Origin of the sequence: Flavobacterium crassostreae, from assembly GCF_001831475.1 — a bacterium.
GTDB lineage: Bacteria > Bacteroidota > Bacteroidia > Flavobacteriales > Flavobacteriaceae > Flavobacterium > Flavobacterium crassostreae.
In genome coordinates this window covers 1,515,279-1,541,440 of sequence record NZ_CP017688.1, presented here as the reverse complement: position 1 = coordinate 1,541,440, position 26,162 = coordinate 1,515,279, and the positions used below count along the sequence as shown (strand labels likewise).

Here is a 26,162-nt window from a genome sequence, read left to right as displayed (position 1 = left end):
TATCTTTAGCTCTTAAATCAAAAACACATCCTTATGGCTACCAACAAAATACTTTTATCCAAAGGCATACGCTATTTAGCTTGGTCTTTGCCACTACTGTTTATTGGCCCTTCGGTGATCTATAATGCCTTTATAAACAAACAATCGCTATGGCACTATCTTGTATTGGCAGTAGGTATTGCGCTTTGTATTGCAGCAGTTTACTTTATGTTTAGAGGGCTCCAAACCATAGTCAAAGGCTTATTTAACGACTAATGGAAGCACTACTACACATACAAAAGACCTTTGACAAAGTGAGCTACAGCAACCAAAAAGTGAGCAACCGAGAGTTTGAAGATTGTGTTTTTAAAAATTGTGATTTTTCTACTACCCATTTTTCCAACTGTACTTTTATAGATTGCCAATTTATAGCCTGCAACCTCTCTTTAATGCAACTCCATGGCACGGATCTAAAAACCGTTGCCTTTATTCGTTGCAAACTGATGGGAGTTGCCTTTGATGCATGCAATGATTTTTTATTTCAAGTTAATTTTCAAGATTGCATCCTGGACTACACCTCTTTTGCCAACAAAAAAATGGCCAAAACTAAATTTATAAAATCCACCCTAAAAGAAGCCAATTTTACGGGTTGCAATTTATCCTACGCCTTGTTTGAGGACTGCAATTTAGAAAATGCCCTATTTAACAACACCGAACTCAAAGAAGCCAACTTTCTGACCGCATATAATTATAAAATAGATCCCGAATACAACCCCATGAAAAAAGCACAGTTTGCTACTCAAGGGCTACCAGGACTTTTAGACAAATACCAAATCCTAATTCAATAAAACCGTATTTATGCCAACTCTCTTTAATAAAAAAAACAGACTCAAATTAGTCCCTCTTACGTTAGTACTCTTAATGGTTTCTTGTTATCCGGTAGAACGTAATTGCAAGGATTTTAAAACCGGAAAATTTAAATTTGAGCACGAGATAGATGGCATAAAAAAAACCACATTTTTGGAACGAAATGACAGCATCCAGATTGAAACTTTTGAAGGCAAAACAGATACCGCCTCCATACGCTGGGTAAATGATTGCGAATATATATTACAAAAGTTGCATCCAAAAAACATGGCCGAAAAAAAAGCCCTCAACATGAAAATTTTGACCACTACCAAAAACACCTACACCTTTGAGTTTGGAATGGTGGGAGTAGCCCAAAAACAAAAAGGAACCGTAACCAAATTAGACTAATAAGACAATTGTAGCCCAAAAGCACTAATTTAAATTTATAAAATGGAAGTATTTTTGAATCCCGACGCGTGGATAGCCCTACTAACGCTAACTTTTTTAGAAATAGTACTCGGAATTGACAACATCATTTTTATTTCGATAGCCACCGGTAAACTCCCACCCGAAAGCCGAAAAAAAGCTACCAAAATAGGCATGTTTTTGGCTATGTTTATGAGAATTGCTCTTTTGTTTGGAATCAATCTGTTAATCCAAATGAAAGAACCTTGGTTTTCCATCCATCTGAGTTGGTTTTCTGCGGCAATAACCGGTCAAAGTATCATTTTGTTTTTAGGAGGCTTGTTTTTAATTTACAAAAGTACCAGCGAGATTCATGAAAAAGTAGATGAAAAAGGGCTTGAAGAAAAAGAATTAGGAAAAGCAGCTACAAAATCCTTTCAGAGTGTTTTGATACAAATCATTATGATAGACATGGTCTTTTCGTTTGACAGCATCCTAACTGCCGTAGGGATGACAAATGGGGTTGCAGGAGCACTATACATTATGATTACTGCTGTGGTTATTTCGGTTTTGATAATGATGCAATTTGCAGTACCAGTAGGTAATTTTGTAAACAAACACCCTTCTATACAAATTTTGGGTCTTTCTTTTTTAATCTTAATTGGAATGATGCTACTTACAGAAAGTGCTCATTTATCTGGTGCACTTATTTTCGGAAGTCATGTTACTCCCGTACCCAAAGGCTATTTATATTTTGCTATTACATTTTCGCTTTTTGTAGAAGTACTAAACATGAAAATGTCTAAAAAAAACAACTAACCCAACACAACCTTGGCTTAATTAACCATTAAAATAAAAGACTGTTTGAATGTACTAATTCAAACAGTCTTTTTTGGGTTCTACTAATACGTATCGGTCAGTGTTTTCATAAAAGCAATCAGATCTTTTATTTCTTGTTTGGACAGCTTTAAAGAATCCGAGGCTAAGGTTTGATGTGGCACATCAATACCTAACCCTCTCCCACCTCCATTATTATAAAAAGTCATTACTTCTTCTAAGGTTGTATACACTCCATTGTGCATATAGGGTGCTGTTTTTGCAATATTCCGGATTGTTGGAGTCTTAAAAAAATGTTTTCTCTCCTGCGTTTTATACACTCCATAGCGTCCCAAATCAGGATCTATTTCTGGATGAATGGTGTCTTTAGTTTTAGGCACTCCTATGGATTCTACCTCAGACTCTTTAAACCTAGTAGGCACTAAACCATTAAACAAAGGAGCAAAATGACAGGTTGCGCATTTGGCTTTGCCAGCAAAAAGATTAAAACCATGAATCTCACTTTGGGTTAAGGTATTTTGTTTGCCTTGCATATTGAGATCGAATTTAGAATTAAATGGACTCAAAGACATAATGTAGGAAGCAATGGCGTTTCTAATTAAATCATTACTAATCTCTTGATTGTAGGCTTTATTGAAAGCAGCTTTGTAGACCGTTTTTTCTTTGACACGAGCTTCTAAATCATTTAAAGACAAATGAAATTCTGCTGGATTGTTAACTACATCCACCACTTGGCCTTCTAGACTTGCTGCTCGGTTATCATGAAAAAAACCTTTCTGAAAAGCCGCATAAAACAACGTTGGAGAGTTACGTGTTGCTCCTGCTGATTTTGCTAATCCGTCCGTAAAATATAGCGCCTCTTTATGACACGAAGCACAACTCATGTTTTTTTGTTTGGATAAAGAGCTATCTTCAAAAAGAAGTTTGCCCAATGCGATCTTATCTGCAGTTACTGCATCTCCATTCTGGTTGGTAAAATACAACAAGTTGAACGTTTTGTCGGAAAACAAATCGGATGTTTGATAATTAAATGGTTGCTTGAACGGAAAAGTAACCTTCCAATCTGTAACGGTTTTATTCCATATTTTGAGCGTTTCTTGCGTATGGTTTTTTATAAAAACGTAACGATCCAAATCTTTAAAATTAGATTTACCCAAAAAAGCAATATCCTTTTCTAGTTGTTTTGTCCATTGACTATATAAGGATGGATCCTTAAATTCGCTTTTAAAAACATCCAGGATTACCAACAAAGACTGGTACACGGTTTGGCTCTCTTCGAGGGAGTTTTCTAGAACCGGAGAATCAAAACCAGTAATCCCTGTTAAAGCCACACGGTGTATTGCATCCCGCAAAATCCAAAGAATATGGTGTTTTTTTAAAAACTGAAGTGTTTGGTTTTTATGCAAAAATTTAAGCCGCGTACTGGTAATGGTCACTTGCTTTTTTAGTGCATCTTGGTCTATTGTGTCCGCAAACAATAGTTCTTCTATAACCTGGAAGCCTCTGGGTTCTTTGATTTTTATGTCTGTAAAATCTTCCTCCTCTATTTTTAAAATATTGGGTTGGTTCAAAAAAGTATAGCTATCCGAGTCCGTAAATGCCAAAATAGATTCGGCCATTTTGAAATGTTTTCTGGCCTCTCGGTATTTCTGTTGTTTTTCTGTGACGGTTATTTCTTTATTTAATTGGTCTAAAGTAGTTGCTGTTTGTACTAATTCTGTCTTATATATTTTTTCTAATTTTTTAAACGATGATACCTCCTCATAGGCCGTTTCTTTTTTACAACTTGCCAAAAAAACCAAAAGGCTATATAAAAATATAGCCCTTAGGGTACTGAATTTCAATAGTTTCATAGTTACTATCTTTCTAAACCTTTTATTAAGTAGAGTTGACTTCCTTCGTTACTATCTGATGTTGGATTGGCTTTTTTGTCTGTAAATGCCTCTTTTTCCCAACCATGGTTTTGAGTGATCATTAAAAAACTTCCTTCAACTCCTATTGTTTCCGAAACGTCAATCATACCAGTAAGTTCCCACATACTACTTGCTTTACCTATTCCTGCAGCCTGTGCTTTGTTTTGATCGCACTCTAAAACCACTTTTAATGCTTTTGTTTTAATATTATATTGATACAAATAAGCAAAGTGGGTTTTGTCAGCAGTATCTGGATACCCGTTTGGATCTTCCATGATGTATACATAATCTTTAGTTACCATTACGTTGTCTGGGCTATGGAAAGATTTAGCAATACCAGTTAAATTATCTCCATCTAATACACACGAAATGGTAGCTTTGGTTGGATCTTTACTATCTAAAATTACTCTATAAATTCTACCATAAAAAGTTCCTTTGTCTTTTAAAGCATTGCTTTTTTTACCAGTTACAGCAAAATACAACTCTCTATTATTAGCTCCAGATCCTTTACGGTAATCTATATCTTCCACTCTAGAGAATCCCATGATTCCTTTTGCTCTAGATTCTGTCTCTAAGGCATCCAAAGTTCTTTCGGAATATTCTACAAAAGAAGCCTCATAAGTGGTTCCTTCTTTCATATCCATCTCATAGTTAATCCCTGTAGTGGTAACTTTTAAACCATACAATTTACCACTTGACAAATTTCCTCGGTTACCAACATACATTGCTAATTGTCCAGATGGAGTTGTACTATCCGAAGTATCGTCTCCAATGATAACCACCGTTTTATCTGCATAGGCATCTTTTCCTAAAACTACCGCATTCTCCGTAGACCATTGCCCTAAAGCAGGTAACATAGAAGCTAATTGTGCATTATCGGCACTCTTGTAGGGATCTGTTGCAAAAACACCTTTAGAGGCGCCTCCCCATTCTCCTCCTGAAAGATAAAGCGGCCCAAAACCATGTTCTGCTGGCGTAATCAAGCTACCTGAACATTGAGCAGTTCTTGCTGTAGCTGCCGAATTTAAAATATATTCTCCTTTTACTGGCTTAAAAGTTTCGTCAAAAGAAATTCTAGCAATAGAATAATCTGCCTCAATATTATTGATTAAAGAGAAAGTTCCGTTGTCTAATTTCATTAATCCCATTCCATCTGCCATAGAACCGTATACAAAATCAGGGCTACCAGATAATTTATCATCAGAACTTAAGATAGAAAAAATCTCTAAATTCTCAAAACCGGATTTTTTGGATAAATAAGCAGGGGTTACGGATTGGTCTTTTAAAACTATTTTAGATCCGTTTTGATCTTCAATTTCTTTTGTATCGTTTTTATCACAAGATACGAACCCTAAAGTTAAAGAAAGTAATACTAAAGCTTTGTAATTTGTTTTCATTTTAATGGATTTGTTTTATGGGTCAAAACTACTATCCTAATGTAAAGATAAAGCAAATTGCAAATTACTATTCTATTATCGGAGTATCAATAAACCGTTACCCGTCTTTGCTACTAATCGCGGAGCAAAATACTACTGGTTTTGAATCGATAAACAGCATGTTTTTTATATTGCGGTTTTATAAATCATTTAAAATAAAAGTATTCCTTATATCCCTAAAACACCAATTGAGAATACCTTATTAAAATAAAACAGCTTACAGCAAATTGCCACGGCTCTTTTTAATAAAAAAAACAGCAATAAACCAATGTTTATTGCTGTTTTAAAATGTAGTTTGTTTGGATAAACAAACAAATATATCCGAATTTAGATTTTAAATCTTTTTCTATCTGTCTCTGTCAAATAAATTTTTCTAAGACGTATTGATTTTGGTGTAACCTCTACATATTCGTCTTTTTGAATGTACTCTAAAGCTTCTTCGAGTGAAAAAATAATTGGAGGGATAATTCTCGCTTTCTCATCATTCCCTGAGGAACGTACGTTAGACTGTTTTTTAGCCTTTGTTACGTTAACACACATATCATCACTACGTGAGTTTTCTCCAATTACTTGTCCTTCATAGATTTCGTCGTTAGGATTAACGAAGAATTTACCACGATCCTGTAATTTATCAATAGAATAAGGAATTGCTTTTCCGTTTTCCATAGAAATTAATGAACCGTTGTTACGTCCTGGAATTGCTCCTTTAAAAGGCTCATATCCAATGTAACGGTGTGACATAATAGCCTCACCTGCGGTTGCAGTAAGTAATTGATTACGCAATCCAATGATTCCTCGAGATGGAATGTTGAATTTGATAATCATACGTTCTCCTTTACCTTCCATAGATAGCATTTCTCCTTTACGGATAGTAACAAATTCTACAGCTCTACCTGAAAGATTTTCTGGTAAGTCAATGGTTAATTCTTCAATTGGTTCACATTTTTTACCATCAATTTCTTTAATGATAACCTGTGGTTGTCCAATTTGTAACTCATATCCTTCTCTTCTCATGGTTTCAATAAGAACAGACAAGTGAAGTACACCACGACCAAAAACCATAAACTTATCTGCAGAATCAGTTTCACCTAATTTCATTGCTAAGTTTTTCTCTAATTCTTTAGTCAAACGCTCTCTAATATGACGAGAAGTCACAAATTTACCTTCTTTTCCAAAGAAAGGAGAGTCATTAATGGTAAACAACATACTCATAGTAGGCTCATCAATAGCAATAGAAGCTAAGCCTTCCGGATTTTCAAAATCAGCGATAGTATCCCCAATTTCAAAACCTTCTACTCCAACTATTGCACAAATATCTCCAGCAATTACTTCTTGTACTTTTTTACGACCAAGTCCTTCAAAGGTGTGTAATTCTTTAATTCTAGATTTCATAACAGTACCATCTCTTTTTACTAATGAGATTGGCATGCCTTCTTTCAAAACGCCTCTTTCTAAACGACCGATAGCGATACGACCTGTAAAAGCAGAAAAATCCAAAGAGGTAATTAACATTTGTGGTGTACCTTCTGATACTTTAGGAGCTGGTACATTAGCAATAACCATATCCAATAATGCTTCTACATTATCCGTTATGTTTTCCCAATGGTCAGACATCCAGTTATTCTTAGCAGAACCATAAACTGCTGGAAAATCCAACTGCTCTTCAGTAGCGCCTAATTCAAACATTAGGTCAAAAACTTTTTCATGAACTTCTTCAGGAGTACAGTTTTCTTTATCAACTTTATTTATAACAACGCATGGTTTCAAACCAAGGTCTAATGCTTTTTGTAATACAAAACGCGTTTGTGGCATAGGCCCTTCAAATGCATCTACAAGCAAACAAACTCCATCAGCCATATTTAATACACGCTCTACTTCTCCACCAAAATCGGCGTGACCAGGGGTATCAATAATGTTGATTTTTGTTCCTTTATACTGAACAGAAACATTCTTAGAGGTAATAGTAATACCTCTTTCGCGCTCTAAGTCGTTGTTATCAAGGATTAGATCTCCTGTATTTTCGTTGTCACGAAATAATTGACAGTGATACATAATTTTATCAACCAAAGTTGTTTTACCGTGATCGACGTGGGCAATAATTGCAATGTTTCTAATTGATTCCATCTGTTATTTTTAATGGTTGCAAAGGTACACTTTATTTTGATATAAAAAATATTTCGTCAATAGTTTCCCTATTCTTAATCCATTAATGCCTTTTTGGAGCCAACTTTAAACGAACAGAAGCAACTTTAACCTTATAATTATTTCGGTTTTTTTCATTTCTGTATCAAAATGTAGTAAAATATACCCTAAGAGGAAACTAAACCAATAACTACAAACCTAAAAAACTCGTAATCATCTGATTACGAGTTTTTTTTGTGAAGGCAGAAGGATTCGAACCTTCGACCGCCTGCTTAGAAGGCAGGTGCTCTATCCAGCTGAGCTATGCCTCCAAATTTAGAATAAAAATGCAGTACTGTTTTGATCCAAATACTATGGAAAAAAAAAGCCTCTTAAAAAGAGGCTTTTAATTTGTATTGTTTATTGTAATTACAATTTAGCAACAAATTTAGTTAGCTTTGATTTTAAGTTAGAAGCTTTATTATTATGAATAATATTCTTTTTAGCTAACTTGTCAATCATAGAGATAACATTAGACAATTTTGATGTAGCATCAGTTTTGTCAGTAGCTATTCTTAATGCTTTAATAGCATTACGAGTAGTTTTGTGTTGGTATTTGTTTAATACTCTTCTCTTTTCGTTACTTCTGATTCTTTTTAGAGCTGACTTATGATTTGCCATTTTATTATAATTTTATCTTTTTACTATTCTTTGTATTTGTAGTCCGTAAGGGAATCGAACCCCTGTTACCAAGACGAAATCTTGGCGTCCTAACCCCTAGACGAACGGACCATTATCCTCCTAGTTAGTATAATCTATATTAACGATTATTTGTAGCCCGTAGCGGAATCGAACCGCTCTTACATGGATGAAAACCATGCGTCCTAACCGATAGACGAACGGGCCATTATCACTTTTTTTTAAAGTAAGTGACACTTTGACAACAATAAGATAGTAGCCCGTAGCGGAATCGAACCGCTCTTACATGGATGAAAACCATGCGTCCTAACCGATAGACGAACGGGCCTGCTTCTGTATTGCGGATGCAAAGATACAACTATTTTTGAGTCACACAATAGCTGAGGCAAAAAAAATAAATATTTTTAATACGCCTTAGCAAAAAGCACTCTTTTGTTGGATGGTTTACCAGTAAACACACAGACTCCCGCCTCTTCGGCTTGATCTAGAGGGATGCATCGGATAGTAGCTTTGGTCAACTCTTGTATCTGCGCTTCTGTTGCAGCTGTGCCGTCCCAATGTGCCGATACAAAACCGCCCTTATCATTTAAAACTGTCTGAAATTCTTCAAAACTATTTACTTCGGTAATATGAGAATCTCTATAATTTAACGCTTTATCAAAAAGCTCTTTCTGAATTTGCGCTAACAAATCCTGTATATAAGAAGCAATTCCTTCTTTTGAAACCAATTCTTTGGTCAAGGTATCTCTTCGTGCTATTTCAAAAGTACCGTTTTCTAAATCCTTTGGCCCAATAGCAATTCTGACTGGAACTCCTTTTAACTCCCATTCTGCAAATTTAAAGCCTGGCTTTTGGGTTGTTCTGTGGTCATACTTAACAGCAATACCCAGCTTTTTTAATTGCGCTACTAATACCGTTACTTCGTTAGTAATTTGCTCGAGTTGCTCTTCTGTTTTATGAATAGGCACAATAACTACTTGTATAGGCGCCAAATTAGGCGGCAACACCAATCCTTTATCGTCAGAATGCGTCATTACTAACGCTCCCATAAGTCGGGTAGAAACCCCCCATGATGTACCCCAAACGTATTCTTGCTTGCCTTCAGAATTTGCGAATTTTACATCAAAAGCTTTGGCAAAATTTTGTCCTAAAAAGTGCGACGTACCAGCCTGCAATGCTTTTCCATCTTGCATTAAAGCTTCAATACAATAGGTTTCTTCGGCACCTGCAAAGCGTTCTGTTTCGGTTTTAACACCTCTTACCACCGGTATTGCCATAAAATTCTCGGCAAATTCTGCATAGATATGCATCATTGTTTCCGATTCTGCAATGGCTTCTTTTTTGGTAGCATGAGCCGTATGCCCTTCTTGCCATAAAAATTCTGCAGTTCTTAAAAACAAACGGGTTCGCATTTCCCAACGCACTACATTGGCCCATTGGTTAATCAACAAAGGTAAGTCTCGGTAAGATTGCACCCACCCCTTGTAGGTAGACCAAATAATGGCTTCACTGGTTGGACGTACAATTAATTCTTCTTCTAATTTTGCATTGGGATCCACCATTAATTTACCTGGCTTATCTGGATCATTTTTTAATCTATAATGCGTTACGATAGCACATTCTTTCGCAAAGCCTTCTGCATTTTTCTCCTCGGCTTCAAACATACTTTTGGGTACAAATAATGGAAAGTACGCATTTTGATGCCCTGTTTCTTTAAACATACGGTCTAATTCTGCTTGCATTTTTTCCCAAATGGCGTATCCGTAAGGCTTGATAACCATACATCCTCTAACTCCTGAATTTTCGGCTAAATCGGCTTTAACAACCAGTTCATTATACCATTTTGAATAATCTTCTGATCTTGTTGTAAGGTTCTTACTCATATTGAATAGTTTGGCACAAATTTTGCATTATTTTATTTAACTAAATAGTTCAGCAAAACTAACTATTTTTGTAATGTGCAACAATAAAAACACCCAGAGATATGAAAACTAATATTTTTTCGTCCAAAAATAGCATTAGATATGCTGCTATTGGATTGCTAAGCCTTTTAGTAGTTTCTTGCGGATCCTATCAAAATAGTTCTTACTATGACAATGATGGCATTTACGGAACCACTACCCAAGACCGTCCAGAAACTGCCTATCAAAACACAACCAGCAACCCCAACACGCCCTACAAAGACTACTTTAACGCCTTGCAAGACAAGAACCAAGATGTGGCTATTTTTACGGATGTTGAAAATTACAATTCCGACTATAACAACACCGATTACAACAACAATGCCGCTGCTAACCAAAATTACCCAGATTGGGGCAGCAGATACAACAGCACTACCATCGAAATTAACAGCTATCCTTACAACTGGGGCTATGCTTCTGGTTTTGGATGGAACGCACCCTATTATGGATACAACAACTTTGGTTGGAATAATTATGGCTGGAGTACCTTTGGATGGAACACGCCTTATTATGGCTATGGTTATACCAATTTTGGATGGAACAATTACAATTATTACACGCCTTATTATGGGTATTACAACTACAACCGCCCTTACAATTACAACCGCAACAACTATTCTTACAACCCAAGCAGAAGAGGTTCTTCGGACTATAATTACAGCAACCGAAATTCGGACAGAAACTACTCCAACAACCGAGTAGACTCTAATAGAAACTACTCTACGGATCGAAATTCGGCTAACCGATACTCTACGGACCGAAGCAACTCGAACCGAAATTACAACACTACAACCAATGGGGAGTATAGACGGAACTCTAGCAATCCAACCGATTATAACAACAACCGAAGAAGTCAAGGACAAAATAACTCCTACAGCACCCCTGTAAGATCCAACACCAATACCAACACTAACCGTAGAGAAACTACACCCAACAGAAGCTACACTCCTAGCAACAACAGTCCGTCAAGATCCAATAGCAATTACAATAACAATAGATCCAGCTCCACCAATTATGGAAATAGCTCAAGCACTAGATCGAGCTCTAGCGGAAACTCCAGAAGAGGCGGAAACTAAACCAGAGGGCATCACTTTTATTCCAATCAAATGAAAAAATATATTTTAGTACTACTAACAGGGTTTTCTTTTACCGCTGCACAATCGCAAGAAATACGCGATGCACTACGGTACTCGCAAGACAACTTAAACGGAACTGCTCGCTACAGAGCAATGAGCGGGGCATTTGGCGCACTTGGCGCAGATTTATCTTCTCTTAACGTAAACCCGGCAGGTTCTGCGGTGTTTATTAACAACCAAGTAGCCGTTACACTAAGCAACTTCAATACCCAAAATAATTCGGATTATTTTGGCAGCCAAAAGACCGAAAAAAACAACAACCTGGATATAAATCAAGCAGGAGGTGTTTTTGTTTTTAATAATCAGGACAAAAAAAGCGATTGGAAAAAATTTACTTTTGGAGTTAATTATGAGAATGCAAATAATTTTAAAAACGCAGTATACTCGGAAGGAACCAACCCAAACAACTCCATTGACGCCTATTTTTTGAGTTTTGCTAATGGCGTGCCTTTGGGCGTATTAGAAAGCAACCAATATAGAGATTTGGTGAACAAAGAACAACAAGCGTTTTTGGGATATAATGCCTACATTATTAATCCTAAAGATAAAGTGGTTGACAATACTGTCTATGAATCTGCGGTACAACAAAAAGCAAATTATTACCAACAAAACGCCGTAAGAACAGAAGGATACAACAGCAAACTCTCTTTTAATGCTGCTACAACCTACAAAGACAAACTCTATATCGGTTTGAATTTAAACTCGCATTTTACCGATTACAGACGCTACTCTAGTTTTCATGAAGAAAAGAAGCTACCAACTGTAGTTTTACCTATTCAAAAAGTAAGTTTTGATAACGATCTTTACACGTACGGGGCTGGATTTTCGTTCCAATTAGGTGCCATTGCCAAAGTAACCAATGCGTTGCGTGCTGGTTTAGCCTATGAGTCTGCTACGTGGTACCGCTTGAATGATGAGCTTACCCAAAAAATAACTTCCATCACAGAATCCGGTAAACAGAATGTCGTAAATCCTAGAATCACCAACGTGTATGCACCTTATAAAATAAAAACTCCAAGCAAATTAACGGGGAGTTTGGCTTATGTTTTTGACAAAAAAGGGCTCGTGAGTATTGATTATGCTATAAAAAACTATAGCAATACCCAATTTAAGCCCGAGAATGACAACTATTTTGGCAAATTAAACCAGAGCATGCGTACGGATCTGGCAAATACTTCGGAGATACGAGTTGGTGCCGAATATAAAATTAAATTATTGCGCTTAAGGGCTGGATACCGATACGAGCAGAGTCCATACAAAGACAAAGCTACCATTGGGGATCTGAATGGCTATTCTGGAGGTTTGGGTTACAATTTTGGCGCCACCAAAGTCGATCTATCGTATGCTTACGCCAAAAGGGCTTCGGAAGAAGGTTTTTTTAGTCAAGGGTTTACGGATGGTGCAAAAATTAATGCAGTAACCAATACGGTTTCGTTGACTTTTTTGTTTGAATTGTAATTGCGTTGCGCTTTTGTAGATTAAAAAACCATCTAGGGAATACGGATCTAGATGGTTTTTTTTAGCCCTGATGGAAGCGGCATCCTTTTTCTAGCTTCTTTAGCTAGGAAAAGATACAGCGGACAGCAGGATTAGCTTCATAAAAATAGAAATCTATTACTTTAGCCGAAATAAAAATTGTAATTTTGCACTCCAATTTACAAATCTATGAGAACCAAGTCTTTAAAAAAGAACAAAATTAACGTGATCACTCTTGGGTGTTCTAAAAATATATACGACAGCGAGGTCCTAATGGGACAACTCCGTGCCAATGGTAAAGAGGTGGAACATGAGGCTCCTGCTGACAAGGAAGGAAATATTATTGTGATTAATACTTGCGGTTTTATTGACAATGCAAAAGCAGAATCGGTTAATATGATTCTGGAATATGCCGATAAAAAAGAAAAGGGGTTAGTGGATAAAGTTTTTGTGACTGGATGCTTGTCGGAACGTTACAGACCGGATTTGGAAAAGGAAATCCCGAATGTGGATCAGTTTTTTGGTACTACCGAATTACCGCAATTATTGAAGGCTCTGGGTGCGGATTATAAGCACGAATTGTTGGGCGAACGTTTGACTACTACGCCAAAAAATTATGCATACTTAAAAATTGCCGAAGGTTGTGATAGACCGTGTAGTTTTTGTGCTATCCCGTTAATGCGAGGCAAACATGTTTCGCAGCCTATTGAAAAATTAGTTAAAGAAGCCGAGGGTTTGGCCAGAGATGGTGTGAAGGAATTGATTTTGATTGCTCAGGATCTAACCTATTATGGGCTGGATATTTATAAAAAACGCAATCTTGCCGAACTATTGGAAGCATTAGTGAAGGTGGAGGGTATTGAATGGATTCGATTGCATTATGCTTTTCCGACTGGTTTTCCGATGGATGTGTTGGACTTAATGCAGCGAGAACCTAAGATTTGTAACTATATTGATATTCCGTTGCAGCATATCTCGGATTCGGTATTGAAATCCATGCGCAGAGGAACTACGCAAGAAAAAACTACTGCGTTACTAAAGGATTTTCGTGCAAAAGTGCCTGGAATAGCTATTCGTACAACCTTAATTGTTGGGTATCCTGGGGAGACACAAGAAGATTTTAATACGCTCAGAGATTGGGTACAAGAAATGAAGTTTGATCGAATGGGTTGTTTTGCTTACTCGCACGAAGAAAATACGCATGCCTATTTACTTGAAGATGATGTTCCGGACGATGTGAAACAAGCTCGTGCTAATGAAATTATGGAATTACAATCTCAGATTTCGTGGGATTTGAATCAAGAAAAAATTGGACAGGTTTTTAAGTGTATTATTGATCGTAAAGAAGGTGGCCATTTTGTGGGAAGAACGGAGTTTGATAGCCCTGATGTTGATAATGAGGTTTTAATTGATGCCTCTAAGCATTATTTAAAAACTGCTGATTTTGCTTGGATTAAAATTACGGAAGCTACTGAATTTGATCTTTATGGAGAACCGGTTACGGAATAATTTTTATTTTAATAGTGCCTTTTTAAACATTTTATTATGAAATCAACGCTACTGACATCTGTTTTATTTTTTTTATTAAGTTTTAATTCGATTACGGCGCAGTATCGCAATAGCGGATATAGTGCAAATGGATACGACAGAAATAACAGACAAAGCCAATTAGGAAAGTTAGACCAAGACATGGATCAGAATAAACCTAAAGAAATTCCGGTGGAAGTTACGGTTGCTAAAATAATGGACGGAATGAAATCTACCCTAAATCTGGATGCGCTGCAAGAGATTGCTATTGCAAATGTTTTGACAGAGAGCATCCACTCTCAAGGGGTTTTGTCTAAAAACAATAGTAATGCGGAACAAAAAGCAAAGGAAGCAGAAGCGTTATCCGAGACCACGGACCGAAAAATAAAAGCGTTTTTAAATCCAGACCAAATAGAAAAATTTAAAAACATGAAAGTAGAAAGTGAAATTTCTAACCAAAAAAGAAGAAGAAACAGGTAGTTTTTAAAAAGCGTTTTACTCCATGAATAAGTACTATTATTACGTTGCTTTGCTTGCCTTGATGGCATCTTGCTCACCCAACCCTTATAAAGTTAGTGAAAAAGAATACAATACTAAATTAAAAGATCTTAAAGAGGTTATCTCCAATAAGGAGCCAGAGGCGTTGCCTATTGTTTCTAAAAGCACTATCTCTATAGATAGCTTGTATTCTAGGCAATTGTACACCTTTAAAAATAGTATTTATAATACCGAAAATTCTTCCCTGAAAAACAATACCACCATGAAGTGGGTAGGAACCGTTAACTTTAATCTACGCAAACCCAACTTTATAATTATACACCATACTGCGCAAGACTCGATACAGCAGACCATTAAAACTTTTACTTTGCAAAGAACACAAGTGAGCGCTCATTATGTGATTGATGATAATGGAGATGTGGTACAAATGCTTAATGATTATTTACGAGCTTGGCATGCAGGTAGTGGTAGCTGGGGCAAAAATACCGATATCAACTCCTCCTCCATCGGTATTGAATTAGATAATAATGGAACAGAACCGTTTTCGGAGGCGCAAATAACGAGCCTAATGGCTTTGTTGCGTAAATTAACCAAAGATTACAACATTCCGGCTACCAATATTTTAGGCCACTCAGATATTGCTCCTGGCCGTAAACAAGATCCAAGTGTGCTTTTTCCTTGGAAAACCTTGGCCGATAATGGTTTTGGACTTTGGTATGACGAAGAATCTTTGATGGCTGCTCCTTTAAATTTTGATCCTCAATTGGGTTTGCGTGTCATTGGGTATAACACCAAAAATTTAAGCGCTGCCGTTAGTGCTTTTAAATTGCACTACATGCAAAAAGAGTTGAGTCCTGCTTTGGACCAAAATACCATCAATGTGATTTATGCGGTGTATCAAAAGCAGGCCTTATAGCAATACTACAGCACTAGCAAACCAAATTCTCTTAAAGTTGTAATGGGCTTAGAAAACCAAAAAAGTTCAAAATCAGGCAAATTGGTTTCGAAATCTGCTTTTATTTCCTGAAAAGTATATACTTTGGTATTGGTCACTTTTATTTTTTCTAAAATAATCTGCAACCAAATCCCTTGCTCTTTATGTAATGAAATGGTAAAACAGGTTTTTTTATCCTGAAATGTCAGTTGGCATGTTTCCCAAGATTTTCCTTTTTTGGATTTTGTGAAAGCTTCTGCATGTGGCGTGCCTCCTAACCAAATAACTTTAGCATTGGGTTTTACACTTAAACTAAGTTGCTCTTGTAAGGCATTTTCAATAAAATCTGAGGCAATTTTTGTTTTTGGAATTTTAAAATCAAACCATTCTTGGAGCTCATAATCCAAACAAATGCCGTGCATGAAATTGAATAAGGATTTCTTGAGTCCAAAACTAAACTTATCATGAGCAATGCCTGTTTTGTCGGTATAATTAATGTCATTGTTTGCAAAAGTTCCAATGGATTCGGTCTGCTTTACGACACCAAATTTTTCTGGATGCATGCCTACAGGACTGTGGGCTGTCATGGCAAATTGATGCCAAAAACCCGATTGCAAAACCCCAACTGCAAACAATTGCCGTACCATCTCTAGACTATCCACCGTTTCTTGGACTGTTTGTGTGGGATAACCGTACATCAAATAGGCATGAACCATAATCCCTGCTTGGGTAAAATTACTATTGACCTTAGCTACTTGTTCTACTGTAACGCCTTTGTCTATTAATTTTAGTAACCTATCCGAAGCTACTTCTAACCCTCCCGAAACTGCAATGCATCCAGAGGCTTTAAGGAGTTTGCAGAGATCTGCGGTAAAACTTTTTTCAAACCGAATGTTGGTCCACCAGGTTACGGCTAATTTTCGTCTGAGAATTTCTATGGCCAAAGCTCGCATTAAAGCTGGTGGTGCTGCCTCATCTACGTAATGGAACCCGTTTTGTCCGGTTTGAGCAATCATTGTTTCCATACGATCACAAAGCAAATTGGCTGTAACGGGTTCGTAAATTTTTATGTAATCTAAAGAGATATCACAAAACGTACATTTGCCCCAATAACAACCGTGAGCCATGGTAAGTTTGTTCCAGCGGCCATCACTCCACATTCTGTGCATGGGGTTCACAATTTCGATAACTGAAATATATTGGTCCAAAAGTAAGTCTGTATAATCTGGAGTACCGACTTGGGATTGCTTATAATCCGGTTTAGTGGCATTGTTTTTATATACTACCTTGTTGTTTTCTAAAACAAAAGTTCTTTTAAACGTTTGATAATCTGGGTCCACAACGTTTTTAATTAATTCCTCTACTGGCAATTCGCCATCATCTAAGGTTATAAAATCAAAGAACTCAAAAACCCGAACATCCGATAAGGACCGTAATTCTGTGTTAGGAAAACCGCCACCCATGGCAATTTTAATTTCGGGATGGTTTTGTTTGACCCATTGTGCTGCCTTAAAAGCACTATATAAATTCCCTGGAAAGGGAACCGATATTAAAAAAATAGTGGGCTGGATGGTGGCTATTTTTTCTTTCAGAATAGATAGCAAAATAGTGTCCATATAGGTGTTTTGTTGCTGTAATGCCTCATACAAGCCATCAAAAGAACTTGCGCTACGCCCCAAACGCTCTGCATACCTACTAAATCCAAAATTACTATCGACACAATCTACAATAAAATCAGAAATATCCTCCAAATACAAGGTGGCCAAATGCTTGGCTTTGTCTTGCGTTCCCATGGATCCAAAAGCCCAATCTAGTTCTTCTAGCTGCGTAAATCGAGAGGCCTCAGGCAAATAATCGTCTTGACAAATCTGTAGCGCCAAGGTTGGGTTTTTGCCTTGCAAAAAAGCAATAACGCCGTCAATTGTTTTTATGTATTCTGCTGCTAATGCAACGATACGCTTGCTATTGTCTGAAATTGCTTTGGTTTCTGATTTAGAGTATGCAAACAAATGTGTTAATCCTTCTTTAGAGAACAATTGCAGGATCACTTCAATTCCTAAATCTGCCTGAACAGAATCTATATTTAGGGTGTTCAAAAAACCCTTAATGTATGCCGTTGCGGGATACGGTGTGTTTAATTGGGTAAAAGGCGGTGTGATGAGAAATAGCTTTGTTTTCAAAAGGGAGGTTTTTGGTGCAAAAATAGGTCATATTTATGAAATTATTCTTTATTTATAGACCTCCTTTTGCAATTGTCTCTCCAGATTAACTACCACCAAAGAAACATTCAATTCGTACTTTTTTGTAAATAAAAAAAAATCTGGTTTATAGCCTTTCCTAAAGCTTTGCTAAAGCTAAAAAGGCTAACTTTATTTTTTATTACTTTAGCACTAAATTTAGAAATTTACACTTATGCCTACGGACTGTATCAGCTATCAAAATTCTGGCTATTTTTCCTCTTTAATAAAAGACTATTTAGACGAAAAACCCTCTTTAAAACCCTTTTACCATCGTTTTGCAAAACTAGAAAACTTTGAGGCGCAAATTCATGAAAAAGCAACCAATTTTGACCATACCTCTAGAGGAGAGTTGGCTTTGGTTTTGCAAAAACAATACAAAGGAGTTCCTGTTTCGGACCTAACCCAACAAAACATGGAAGCCCTTAAGGTATCCAATACCTTTACCATCACTACAGGACACCAACTTAATTTGTTTAGCGGACCGCTTTACTTTTTGTACAAAATAATTACAACCATCAATCTAACCAAAGATCTAAAGGCCAAATACCCCGCCTATAATTTTGTTCCGGTATATTGGATGGCAACTGAGGATCATGATTTTGAAGAAATTAATTATTTTAATTTTAAAGGAAAAAAATTTCGATGGAACAAAGAAAGTTCTGGTCCCGTGGGGCGTTTGTCCACAGAAGGCTTGGATGCTGTATTGGAACTTTTTGAGCAAGAACTTGGCAACAGCACCCATGCTTCGGTACTAAAAAAAACCTTTCAAGAAGCTTACCTACAACATACCAATCTAGCAGATGCAACCCGATATTTAGCCAACACTCTTTTTGGAAACTCCGGATTAGTAATCATCGATGCAGATAATCCAGTGCTCAAAAAACGTTTTATACCTTATATAAAAGAGGAACTATACCACCAGAGCGCATACAAAACAGTTCTAGAAACTACCCAAAAGTTAAGCCAATACCCCATTCAGGTAACTCCTAGAGATATTAATTTATTTTATATAGAAAAGGATTTAAGAGAACGCATTATTTACGAAAAAGGCCTTTATAAAATAAACAATACCAAAATCCATTTTAGCCGTACAGAAATAACCCAACTTTTAGAAAGTAATCCCGAAAAATTTAGCCCTAATGTAATTATGCGTCCATTGTACCAAGAGGTTATTTTGCCTAATTTAGCCTATATTGGCGGCGGCGGCGAAATTGCTTATTGGTTAGAATTAAAATCTTTTTTTGATGCTGCAAACATTTCTTTTCCGATACTAGTGGTACGTAATTCCGTTTTATTAACCTCCGAGAAACAAACCCATAAAATAGATAAACTTGCACTTAATTGGCACCAGCTATTTGCAAAACAAGAAACACTTATTCATCAGGTTACCGTACAAAACACAGCATTTCCGATAGATTTAACCCTCCAAAAGCAACAGTTGCAACTGCAATTCAAAACCCTTTATGAATTGGCAGAACGTACCGACAAATCTTTTGTGGGAGCAGTGAAAGCCCAAGAAATAAAACAAATAAAAGGATTAGAAAATCTAGAAAAACGGTTGCTCAAAGCGCAAAAAAGAAAGTGCAAAGAAATTATTACACGTGCAACCAACCTTCAAAATGAACTCTTCCCCAATAAGAGCTTGCAAGAAAGACAGGTTAATTTTTCGGAATTTTATTTGCAAAGTGGCACGGATTTGATTCCAAAATTACTGGCACAACTGCGCCCTTTAGATCAAAAATTTGAAATTATCTCCTTGTAACAACGCTATTGCATCACTATATTGTAAAAAAGTATCTCTTTATTAAACAAAAAAAACTATTTTTGCACAAAATATAAAAATAAAAAAAATGGCTACTAATAGAACATTTACCATGATTAAGCCGGATGCAGTTGCTAACGGACACATCGGAAACATTCTTGCAATGATTACTAATGCAGGATTCAAAATTGTTTCTTTAAAATTAACACAACTTACCGTTGCAGATGCAGAGGCATTTTATGCAGTACATGCTGCAAGACCTTTCTACGGAGAATTAGTTGCATTTATGTCAAGAGGACCAATTGTTGCTGCTATTTTAGAAAAAGATAACGCAGTAGATGATTTCAGAACTTTAATTGGTGCTACTAATCCAGCAGAGGCTGCCGAAGGAACTATCCGTAAAGCATATGCTACTTCTATTGGAGAAAATGCAGTTCATGGTTCGGACAGTGATGAAAACGCAGCTATTGAAGGTGCATTCCACTTTGCAGGAAGAGAGCAATTCTAATATTTCTATAACGTGTTTTTTTTATAAAGTACCTTAACGCGTTTTACTACAATAAAAAAAGGGATTCTTCTAATTGAAGAATCCCTTTTTTTTGGGATGTGTTATCTTGAAATCACATTGCATTGACTATGTTATAGACAATAATTTTATCTTCAGAGGTGATGTACAATTGTTTTCTGTTGTCTTGTTTTTTTCGGGTAATTATAGACAAGGTGCAAAGGGCACTACTAGCATCCTTGCAACTGAAAGAGTAGACTAAATCGGTATCGTTTTCAGAACTAGGCTGGTAGGCTACGATGTCATACACTTGTATTAGAGGCAAATAAACTACAAATCTATTTTTGTCGGTATCCAAATGGATTGAAATAGCCACTAAATCTAACTCAGACCAATTGCCCCATTTACCTCTCTGGTCTTTTTGTAAAACACTAAACCCAGAGGTTTTAAATTTATATTTTTGTGCAAAAGACGGCTGTATGGCCATCGTTAATAGAATACCAACTATATATAAATATCTTTTTTTCATTTTTTTTATTTAAAAATCAAACGCGGCTACTTCTTGCTGTACTTTTTTAAATTCGGCCACCATTTCTTCTATAATTGTTGCTGCTGGTTCTATCCGATGTATTAATGCTGCAACTTGTCCTATTTCTAACTCGCCTTCTGTTATATTTCCTTCAAACATACCAAGTTTTGCTCTAGCTCTACCCAAAAGAGTCTGCAACTCTTGTTTGGATCCGTTGTTTGCATATAGTTCTTGGATGTCTTCATAAAATTTATTTTTAAGCAAACGTACTGGCGCAAGTTCTTTTAAAGTTACTTGTGTAGCTCCTTCTGTTGCTTCAATAATTTTTTGCTTAAAATTATCATGAGCAGAAGATTCTAAACAAGCCGCAAATCTGCTTCCTACCTGTACTCCATCTGCTCCTAATGCCATTGCTGCCAACATACTGCGTCCTGTAGCAATACCTCCTGCAGCAATAACTGGGATGGAGATTTTTTCTTTAACTATAGGCAATAACGTTAGGGTGGTTGTTTCCTCTCTTCCGTTATGGCCTCCAGCTTCAAATCCTTCGGCAACAACTGCATCTACCCCGGCATCTTGGGCTTTTAATGCAAAAAAAGCACTACTCACCACGTGTACTACGGTTATGTTATGCTGTTGCAAATAAGCAGTCCATGTTTTGGGATTTCCGGCAGAGGTAAAGACTATAGAGACACCTTCGTCAACAATAATTTTCATTATTTCTGCCAAATCAGGGTATAGCATAGGAACATTTACTCCAAAAGGTTTTGTAGTTGCTTTTTTACATTTCCGAATATGTTCTCGCAAAACCTCTGGATACATTGATCCTGCTCCAATAAGTCCTAAGCCACCAGAGTTACTCACTGCGCTGGCTAACTTATAGCCGCTGACCCAAATCATTCCTCCTTGAATAATGGGGTATTTAATATGGAATAGTTTGGTTATCTTATCGGTCAAAAGAAGGTTATTTATTGTTTAATTATTTTACCGCTCGTAGTATAGGTATCGGTTTTAAAATTATAGAAATAAATCCCTGTACGTAATGATTGTAAGGAGATAAAATTAGAAGAACTTGCCAATTCTTTCTCTAAAACCTTTTGACCTAACTCATTATAAAAATAAAGCATCCCTTTAGTAAAGCCATCTGTAATGGTAACTTGAACAAAATCAGTAGTTGGATTAGGGTAAATATAAAAATTAGCTTCTTTAGCATTGAAATCTGTAGTGGCTAAATTTTTGGTTATAGCCAAATTAAAATCTGGTATTCCGTACCCATACTGAGCATTAGGATTGATAAATCTATCCGAAGATTCCAGGATTATTTGCTTTATTTCTTTGCTAGTCTTATTAGGTAATGCTTGCCATAAACTAGCTACCATTCCTGCAATTATAGGTCCTGAAAAGGAGGTTCCATTAGAGGTCGTAATACTGCCATATTGATTAGACAATACCGTAGCAGCTCCTTGAGCCATAACTTCAGGCTTTACTCTATTATCAAAAGAAGGCCCTATAGAACTAAAAGAGGCATACATTTTAGAACTGTTTACAGCTCCTATAGTTAATGCCGAAGGTGCATCTGCAGGTACAGCAATGTGTGGATTTACGGTATCTCCAGAATTTCCAGCCGAAATTACCACTACCATCCCTCTACTGCAGGCAATTTCTGCCCCTCTAGAAACAAATGCTGTTTTTCCGTCCATTTGCTGGTAGGTATAACTATAATTGGTATCATCATAGTCAAAATACCCTAAAGAACTATTGATTACATCCACACCCAAGCTATCGGCTCTTTCTGCTGCTTCTACCCAAAGAGATTCTTCAACCGGGTTTTCTGCATTAACATTTTCTGTAATAAAAAGGTAATAAGAGGCATCTGGAGCAGTACCTACTAATTTATTTGCCTCATAACCCGCCATGGTGGATAAAACCGACGTTCCGTGAGAATCACCTGTATAAAAATTATCGTTTCTGTCCACAAAATTATATCCTCCTAATATTTTGCCTTCACCTAGCAACCGCTTAAAAGGCGCTATGGTGTTTACACCTGGAAATCCTGCGTCCAAAACGGCTATTATTTTTCCGGAACCGGTATAATTTTGCTTATGCAAAAGATGCCCTTTAAGCATCTCAATTTGATTGGCAGAATTACCATAATTATAATCTACTGCAGTATTTGTTTTTTTTGCTAGTTTTTTAGTTCTACTAGCATTTGTTAGAACGGGAGGCATCGTTCCATTGGCAGCATTGAGGTTTTTGTTAGCAAAATCTACTTTCTCTACAAAAGATTTTGATTTAAGACTGTTAATTGCATTTTGAGTACCTCTGACATGAATGGCGTTTAACCATTTTGATTTTGCCATAACGCTAATTCCATTGGTAGATTTAATCTGACTAATATAGGTTTTATCTATTGGAATGTCTTTTAGATCTAATGGAATATTTTGATTTGTTCTTCTATCAATAGCTCTTTGAGTTAGCATTTCTAATGGGGAATTATAATAAAATTCTGAATTAGTTTTAGGCTTAAAATACACCCAAGCATCTTGTTGCGCAAAAGTAATAGTGGTTGTTGTGAGTAATAATAGTAAAATAAAATTCTTCATGGTTGGTTTTTAATTAGCTTACTAAGCTACAAATTAAATCCCTAAAAAACCAGATTGCAAAAAAAATAATTTACAATCTGGTTTTTCAATACGTCACTATCTTATTCTTTTTTGTAATTTAAGAGATCACACCAGATCCTAATAACTCATCCCCATGATACCAAGCAGCAAACTGTCCTTCGGTTATCGCAGACTGCGGTTCTTGAAAAGAAATATACATACCTGTTTCAAACTGATACAACATTGCCTTTTGCAGCGGCTGTCTATATCTAATACGTACCATTACTTCGAGTTTTTGACCATGTTCTAATTTCATATCTGATCGAACCCAATGCACTTCTGGATTGGCAATAAAAAGTGCTTTTCGGAACAAACCAGGATGCTGACTACCCAATCCTGTATAAATAACATTAGTAGCTACGTCTGTTCCAATAATAAATAATGGTTCTTTTGTGCCACCTACATTGAGTCCCTTGCGTTGTCCAATAGTAAAATAATGTGCTCCTTGGTGCTTCCCTACTACGTTACCCATTTCTGGAGTGTAGGTTATTTTAGTAGCCGCTAAAATTAATTCTTCTCTTGAATTTAATACCGGTTCGTTTTTCGTTTTATAAATTGGATTATCTTTATCTATTTGAACTATTACTCCCTCTTTTGGCTGCAATTTTTGCTGCAAAAATTCTGGCAAACGCACTTTACCTATAAAACAGAGTCCTTGCGAATCTTTCTTTTCGGCAGTTACTAATTCCATTTGTGTAGCTATTTCACGAACCTCTGGCTTGGTTAACTCTCCTATAGGAAATAATGCTTTTGACAATTGTTCTTGGGATAATTGGCACAAAAAGTACGACTGATCCTTGTTGCCATCCGCCCCAGCTTGTAATTGATAAACTGTTTTTCCTTCAATACTCGTTTGGGCTTTTTTGCAGTAATGCCCCGTTGCCACATAATCCGCACCAAGACTCAGAGCAATTTTCATAAACACATCAAATTTTATCTCTCGATTGCAAAGCACATCTGGATTTGGGGTTCTTCCTTTTTCATATTCGTTGAACATATAGTCCACAATTTTTTCTTTGTATTCTTCACTTAAATCTACTGTTTGGAAAGGAATACCTAATTTTTCAGCTACCAATAGCGCATCGTTACTATCTTCGAGCCAAGGACATTCATTGGATATAGTAACCGAATCATCATGCCAATTTTTCATAAAAAGGCCAATCACTTCATAGCCTTGTTCCTGCAACAAATAGGCCGCAACACTTGAATCAACACCACCAGAAAGCCCTACTACAACACGTTTCATCTTATTTTTTATTTTAAATACACACTACAAAGCTACAATGTTTTATGGTAGTTGTACACTAGATTTACAATTAATTAGCAGTCTAATTAGATTTAGTCTGCGGAAAACTCATATTGATTTCCTTAACTTTTTTTCCATTTTCAAAAAAAGACCAAATACCTTCCTTCTTATTGTTTATAAATTTCCCTGTAGAAGCAATATTCCCTTGTGCATCCCTAAAGATCGCAAGGCCATTATACTGGTTATTAGAATAATAAACCTCTTCAAGCACAATCCCTTTTTGAGAATATATTTTACTAATACCGTTTTTCAAATTATTATTATAATTGGTTTCTTCTGCAATTTTCCCATCTGAATAATAAACAGAACGCAAGCCTTCTAACTTTCCATTTTTATAATTTTCCAGAGTCATAACTGTTTTTGAAGCTTGGTGGTAGTATTTCCATTCTCCTTCAAACAACTTATGGACTACTTTTCCTTCACTTACTTTATTATTGGCTTGATCATAAAAAATGGTATAAGCAGCATTTCCCTTATCGTCAAAATTTCGGGTAGCAATTACTGTGTTGGCTTTGGTATCATCAAAAAATTTAAACATCCCAACTTCCTTTCCGTGAGTAAAATTACCTTCATACCTAGGTCTTTTTGACTCTTGATAAACCCCTTTCCAAATGCCATGTTTATTTCCATTAGCATCTACTTTATTAAAATTAGTTTGAGCAAATACTATCGGACTGAAACAAATAAAAAAGCTAACTACTAAAAAGGTATAATATTTCATAAATCTATAATTTTTGATGACTGTAAAACACAAAAATAATTCTTTTAAATTAAAAATATTTGGCAATCCAGCCTTATTTTTAATAAAAGACAAACAAACTTTTTTAGAGTTTATCGATTCCTGGTTTTTAAAACACTAATTATACTTTAATATAATCGTTCTATCTTAAGGGAACTTTATTTTATCATTACCAATAAAAAGCCAAGGGCAAGAAAAATTAGTTAGTAACTATTGTTGCTGGCACTAAGACAGAACAAGTTATTGAACAGCCGAGTAAAATTAAATCTAGAAAACAAACTGTTATCAAAACTACCTTACACATGGCTGATTCTATACCGCTGATCGCTAAAAGTTTTTATCAAAAGACCTACAACTAACGAAGAGATTTACTCCATTTTATGTTTAAATTTTCGAATTTGTGATACCACCTCGCTAAATTCATATGTAAAAATTAGCTTTAAAAACCTTTATAAAAAAACCAATGAGAAACCATAGACACGGAAAACAACTAGATACTAAATCCGAAAACAAAACACATATTCCAAAATTTTTAAACTATGGAAAAACTGCAACCATTTATTTGTCAAAACTAATTATTACTTATATAAATCAAAAAAAATGGACAGACAACTAAAAATAAGAAGCGTATCTATTTATTTGGATTA

The 26,162-nt window shown here is 36.1% G+C and carries 23 protein-coding genes and 4 tRNA genes; 12 read left to right on the top strand and 15 right to left on the bottom strand.

Annotated elements, in window-relative coordinates; genetic code table 11:
* Positions 1-33: 33 nt before the first annotated feature.
* From LB076_RS06895 to LB076_RS06880, 4 genes are read left to right on the top strand one after another with little or no spacing between them, the layout of a single operon-like run.
* Positions 34-255 (top strand): DUF6095 family protein, encoded by a 222-nt coding sequence (locus LB076_RS06895; protein WP_066334662.1) that lies wholly within the window; start codon positions 34-36, stop codon positions 253-255.
* Positions 255-827 carry a pentapeptide repeat-containing protein gene (locus tag LB076_RS06890; RefSeq protein WP_066334660.1) on the top strand — a complete coding sequence of 191 codons (573 nt, stop codon included), beginning with the start codon at positions 255-257 and terminating at the stop codon, positions 825-827. The genes LB076_RS06895 and LB076_RS06890 overlap by 1 nt, the downstream gene beginning before the upstream one ends.
* 10 nt (positions 828-837) lie before the next feature.
* Positions 838-1,236, top strand: coding sequence for a DNA topoisomerase IV (locus LB076_RS06885; RefSeq protein WP_066334658.1), 399 nt, complete (start codon positions 838-840; stop codon positions 1,234-1,236).
* Positions 1,237-1,278: 42 nt separating this feature from the next.
* The gene (locus tag LB076_RS06880) at positions 1,279-2,052 is read left to right on the top strand and encodes a TerC family protein (protein ID WP_066334653.1); all 774 of its coding nucleotides are present in this window, start codon (positions 1,279-1,281) and stop codon (positions 2,050-2,052) included.
* An 83-nt stretch (positions 2,053-2,135) separates the two neighbouring features.
* On the opposite strand, the gene LB076_RS06875 is transcribed toward LB076_RS06880, so the two are convergent.
* The 9 genes from LB076_RS06875 to proS form a co-directional block, all read right to left on the bottom strand.
* Positions 2,136-3,923, bottom strand: coding sequence for a cytochrome-c peroxidase (locus tag LB076_RS06875; RefSeq protein WP_066334651.1), 1,788 nt, complete (start codon positions 3,921-3,923; stop codon positions 2,136-2,138).
* A gap of 5 nt (positions 3,924-3,928) precedes the next feature.
* On the bottom strand, positions 3,929-5,380 hold the full coding sequence (locus LB076_RS06870; RefSeq protein ID WP_066334648.1) for an alkaline phosphatase PhoX: 1,452 nt from the start codon (positions 5,378-5,380) through the stop codon (positions 3,929-3,931).
* 366 nt (positions 5,381-5,746) lie between these two features.
* Positions 5,747-7,543: a translational GTPase TypA gene (gene typA / locus LB076_RS06865; protein ID WP_066334646.1), complete on the bottom strand. Its 1,797-nt coding sequence runs from the start codon at positions 7,541-7,543 to the stop codon at positions 5,747-5,749.
* A 255-nt stretch (positions 7,544-7,798) separates the two neighbouring features.
* Positions 7,799-7,872 (bottom strand) — tRNA-Arg (locus tag LB076_RS06860).
* 97 nt (positions 7,873-7,969) lie between these two features.
* Complete coding sequence (rpsT, locus tag LB076_RS06855) at positions 7,970-8,221, bottom strand: 30S ribosomal protein S20 (protein WP_066334643.1); 252 nt, start codon at positions 8,219-8,221, stop codon at positions 7,970-7,972.
* Positions 8,222-8,260: 39 nt separating this feature from the next.
* A tRNA-Glu gene (locus tag LB076_RS06850) sits at positions 8,261-8,332 on the bottom strand.
* Between the two features lie 42 nt (positions 8,333-8,374).
* Positions 8,375-8,446 (bottom strand) — tRNA-Glu (locus tag LB076_RS06845).
* Between the two features lie 49 nt (positions 8,447-8,495).
* A tRNA-Glu gene (locus LB076_RS06840) sits at positions 8,496-8,567 on the bottom strand.
* Between the two features lie 76 nt (positions 8,568-8,643).
* The gene (gene proS / locus LB076_RS06835) at positions 8,644-10,122 is read right to left on the bottom strand and encodes a proline--tRNA ligase (RefSeq protein ID WP_066334634.1); all 1,479 of its coding nucleotides are present in this window, start codon (positions 10,120-10,122) and stop codon (positions 8,644-8,646) included.
* A 101-nt stretch (positions 10,123-10,223) separates the two neighbouring features.
* Here proS and LB076_RS06830 point away from each other — a divergent pair, with 101 nt between their 5' ends.
* The 5 genes from LB076_RS06830 (at position 10,224) to LB076_RS06810 (ending at position 15,753) form a co-directional block, all read left to right on the top strand.
* The gene (locus tag LB076_RS06830; protein WP_066334631.1) at positions 10,224-11,276 is read left to right on the top strand and encodes a hypothetical protein; all 1,053 of its coding nucleotides are present in this window, start codon (positions 10,224-10,226) and stop codon (positions 11,274-11,276) included.
* A 30-nt stretch (positions 11,277-11,306) separates the two neighbouring features.
* Positions 11,307-12,794 (top strand): OmpP1/FadL family transporter, encoded by a 1,488-nt coding sequence (locus tag LB076_RS06825; RefSeq protein WP_066334630.1) that lies wholly within the window; start codon positions 11,307-11,309, stop codon positions 12,792-12,794.
* Between the two features lie 207 nt (positions 12,795-13,001).
* A complete protein-coding gene (rimO, locus tag LB076_RS06820) occupies positions 13,002-14,321 on the top strand; it encodes a 30S ribosomal protein S12 methylthiotransferase RimO (RefSeq protein WP_066334617.1) in 1,320 nt (439 codons plus the stop codon).
* Between the two features lie 36 nt (positions 14,322-14,357).
* Positions 14,358-14,819 (top strand): hypothetical protein, encoded by a 462-nt coding sequence (locus LB076_RS06815; protein ID WP_066334613.1) that lies wholly within the window; start codon positions 14,358-14,360, stop codon positions 14,817-14,819.
* A gap of 22 nt (positions 14,820-14,841) precedes the next feature.
* Entirely contained in the window at positions 14,842-15,753 is a 912-nt protein-coding gene (locus tag LB076_RS06810; RefSeq protein ID WP_066334611.1) for an N-acetylmuramoyl-L-alanine amidase, read from the top strand.
* 5 nt (positions 15,754-15,758) lie between these two features.
* On the opposite strand, the gene LB076_RS06805 is transcribed toward LB076_RS06810, so the two are convergent.
* Positions 15,759-17,951, bottom strand: a complete 2,193-nt coding sequence (locus LB076_RS06805) for a B12-binding domain-containing radical SAM protein (protein WP_066334609.1) — start codon at positions 17,949-17,951, stop codon at positions 15,759-15,761.
* A 232-nt stretch (positions 17,952-18,183) separates the two neighbouring features.
* Here LB076_RS06805 and bshC point away from each other — a divergent pair, with 232 nt between their 5' ends.
* Positions 18,184-19,773 (top strand): bacillithiol biosynthesis cysteine-adding enzyme BshC, encoded by a 1,590-nt coding sequence (bshC, locus tag LB076_RS06800; RefSeq protein ID WP_066334607.1) that lies wholly within the window; start codon positions 18,184-18,186, stop codon positions 19,771-19,773.
* Between the two features lie 88 nt (positions 19,774-19,861).
* The gene (locus tag LB076_RS06795) at positions 19,862-20,281 is read left to right on the top strand and encodes a nucleoside-diphosphate kinase (protein ID WP_066334605.1); all 420 of its coding nucleotides are present in this window, start codon (positions 19,862-19,864) and stop codon (positions 20,279-20,281) included.
* A gap of 112 nt (positions 20,282-20,393) precedes the next feature.
* Here the strand turns inward: LB076_RS06795 and LB076_RS06790 are convergent, their stop codons facing one another.
* From LB076_RS06790 to LB076_RS06770, 5 genes are all read right to left on the bottom strand, one after another.
* Entirely contained in the window at positions 20,394-20,807 is a 414-nt protein-coding gene (locus tag LB076_RS06790) for a hypothetical protein (RefSeq protein ID WP_066334602.1), read from the bottom strand.
* 9 nt (positions 20,808-20,816) lie between these two features.
* Positions 20,817-21,707: an NAD(P)H-dependent flavin oxidoreductase gene (locus LB076_RS06785; protein ID WP_425598069.1), complete on the bottom strand. Its 891-nt coding sequence runs from the start codon at positions 21,705-21,707 to the stop codon at positions 20,817-20,819.
* Positions 21,708-21,775: 68 nt separating this feature from the next.
* Entirely contained in the window at positions 21,776-23,410 is a 1,635-nt protein-coding gene (locus tag LB076_RS06780; protein WP_066334596.1) for a S8 family serine peptidase, read from the bottom strand.
* A gap of 118 nt (positions 23,411-23,528) precedes the next feature.
* Positions 23,529-24,716 carry a tRNA 2-thiouridine(34) synthase MnmA gene (gene mnmA / locus LB076_RS06775; RefSeq protein WP_066334593.1) on the bottom strand — a complete coding sequence of 396 codons (1,188 nt, stop codon included), beginning with the start codon at positions 24,714-24,716 and terminating at the stop codon, positions 23,529-23,531.
* A gap of 82 nt (positions 24,717-24,798) precedes the next feature.
* On the bottom strand, positions 24,799-25,497 hold the full coding sequence (locus LB076_RS06770; RefSeq protein ID WP_066334592.1) for a toxin-antitoxin system YwqK family antitoxin: 699 nt from the start codon (positions 25,495-25,497) through the stop codon (positions 24,799-24,801).
* A 481-nt stretch (positions 25,498-25,978) separates the two neighbouring features.
* Here LB076_RS06770 and LB076_RS13845 point away from each other — a divergent pair, with 481 nt between their 5' ends.
* Positions 25,979-26,131 (top strand): hypothetical protein, encoded by a 153-nt coding sequence (locus LB076_RS13845; RefSeq protein ID WP_157776673.1) that lies wholly within the window; start codon positions 25,979-25,981, stop codon positions 26,129-26,131.
* The last annotated feature ends 31 nt before the right edge of the window (positions 26,132-26,162 follow it).

What these genes read in the sequence shown, in the direction of transcription:
- LB076_RS06870 (WP_066334648.1), bottom strand. Translation starts at nt 5,380, where the DNA reads ATGAAAACAAATTACAAAGCTTTAGTATTACTTTCTTTAACTTTAGGG.
- LB076_RS06790 (WP_066334602.1), bottom strand. Translation starts at nt 20,807, where the DNA reads ATGAAAAAAAGATATTTATATATAGTTGGTATTCTATTAACGATGGCC.
- rpsT (WP_066334643.1), bottom strand. Translation starts at nt 8,221, where the DNA reads ATGGCAAATCATAAGTCAGCTCTAAAAAGAATCAGAAGTAACGAAAAG.
- LB076_RS06780 (WP_066334596.1), bottom strand. Translation starts at nt 23,410, where the DNA reads ATGAAGAATTTTATTTTACTATTATTACTCACAACAACCACTATTACT.
- LB076_RS06885 (WP_066334658.1), top strand. Translation starts at nt 838, where the DNA reads ATGCCAACTCTCTTTAATAAAAAAAACAGACTCAAATTAGTCCCTCTT.
- LB076_RS06830 (WP_066334631.1), top strand. Translation starts at nt 10,224, where the DNA reads ATGAAAACTAATATTTTTTCGTCCAAAAATAGCATTAGATATGCTGCT.
- rimO (WP_066334617.1), top strand. Translation starts at nt 13,002, where the DNA reads ATGAGAACCAAGTCTTTAAAAAAGAACAAAATTAACGTGATCACTCTT.
- LB076_RS06810 (WP_066334611.1), top strand. Translation starts at nt 14,842, where the DNA reads ATGAATAAGTACTATTATTACGTTGCTTTGCTTGCCTTGATGGCATCT.
- LB076_RS06785 (WP_425598069.1), bottom strand. Translation starts at nt 21,707, where the DNA reads ATGATTTGGGTCAGCGGCTATAAGTTAGCCAGCGCAGTGAGTAACTCT.
- LB076_RS06795 (WP_066334605.1), top strand. Translation starts at nt 19,862, where the DNA reads ATGGCTACTAATAGAACATTTACCATGATTAAGCCGGATGCAGTTGCT.
- LB076_RS06890 (WP_066334660.1), top strand. Translation starts at nt 255, where the DNA reads ATGGAAGCACTACTACACATACAAAAGACCTTTGACAAAGTGAGCTAC.
- proS (WP_066334634.1), bottom strand. Translation starts at nt 10,122, where the DNA reads ATGAGTAAGAACCTTACAACAAGATCAGAAGATTATTCAAAATGGTAT.
- LB076_RS06880 (WP_066334653.1), top strand. Translation starts at nt 1,279, where the DNA reads ATGGAAGTATTTTTGAATCCCGACGCGTGGATAGCCCTACTAACGCTA.
- LB076_RS06770 (WP_066334592.1), bottom strand. Translation starts at nt 25,497, where the DNA reads ATGAAATATTATACCTTTTTAGTAGTTAGCTTTTTTATTTGTTTCAGT.
- bshC (WP_066334607.1), top strand. Translation starts at nt 18,184, where the DNA reads ATGCCTACGGACTGTATCAGCTATCAAAATTCTGGCTATTTTTCCTCT.
- LB076_RS06815 (WP_066334613.1), top strand. Translation starts at nt 14,358, where the DNA reads ATGAAATCAACGCTACTGACATCTGTTTTATTTTTTTTATTAAGTTTT.
- LB076_RS06895 (WP_066334662.1), top strand. Translation starts at nt 34, where the DNA reads ATGGCTACCAACAAAATACTTTTATCCAAAGGCATACGCTATTTAGCT.
- typA (WP_066334646.1), bottom strand. Translation starts at nt 7,543, where the DNA reads ATGGAATCAATTAGAAACATTGCAATTATTGCCCACGTCGATCACGGT.
- LB076_RS06825 (WP_066334630.1), top strand. Translation starts at nt 11,307, where the DNA reads ATGAAAAAATATATTTTAGTACTACTAACAGGGTTTTCTTTTACCGCT.
- LB076_RS06875 (WP_066334651.1), bottom strand. Translation starts at nt 3,923, where the DNA reads ATGAAACTATTGAAATTCAGTACCCTAAGGGCTATATTTTTATATAGC.
- LB076_RS13845 (WP_157776673.1), top strand. Translation starts at nt 25,979, where the DNA reads ATGAGAAACCATAGACACGGAAAACAACTAGATACTAAATCCGAAAAC.
- mnmA (WP_066334593.1), bottom strand. Translation starts at nt 24,716, where the DNA reads ATGAAACGTGTTGTAGTAGGGCTTTCTGGTGGTGTTGATTCAAGTGTT.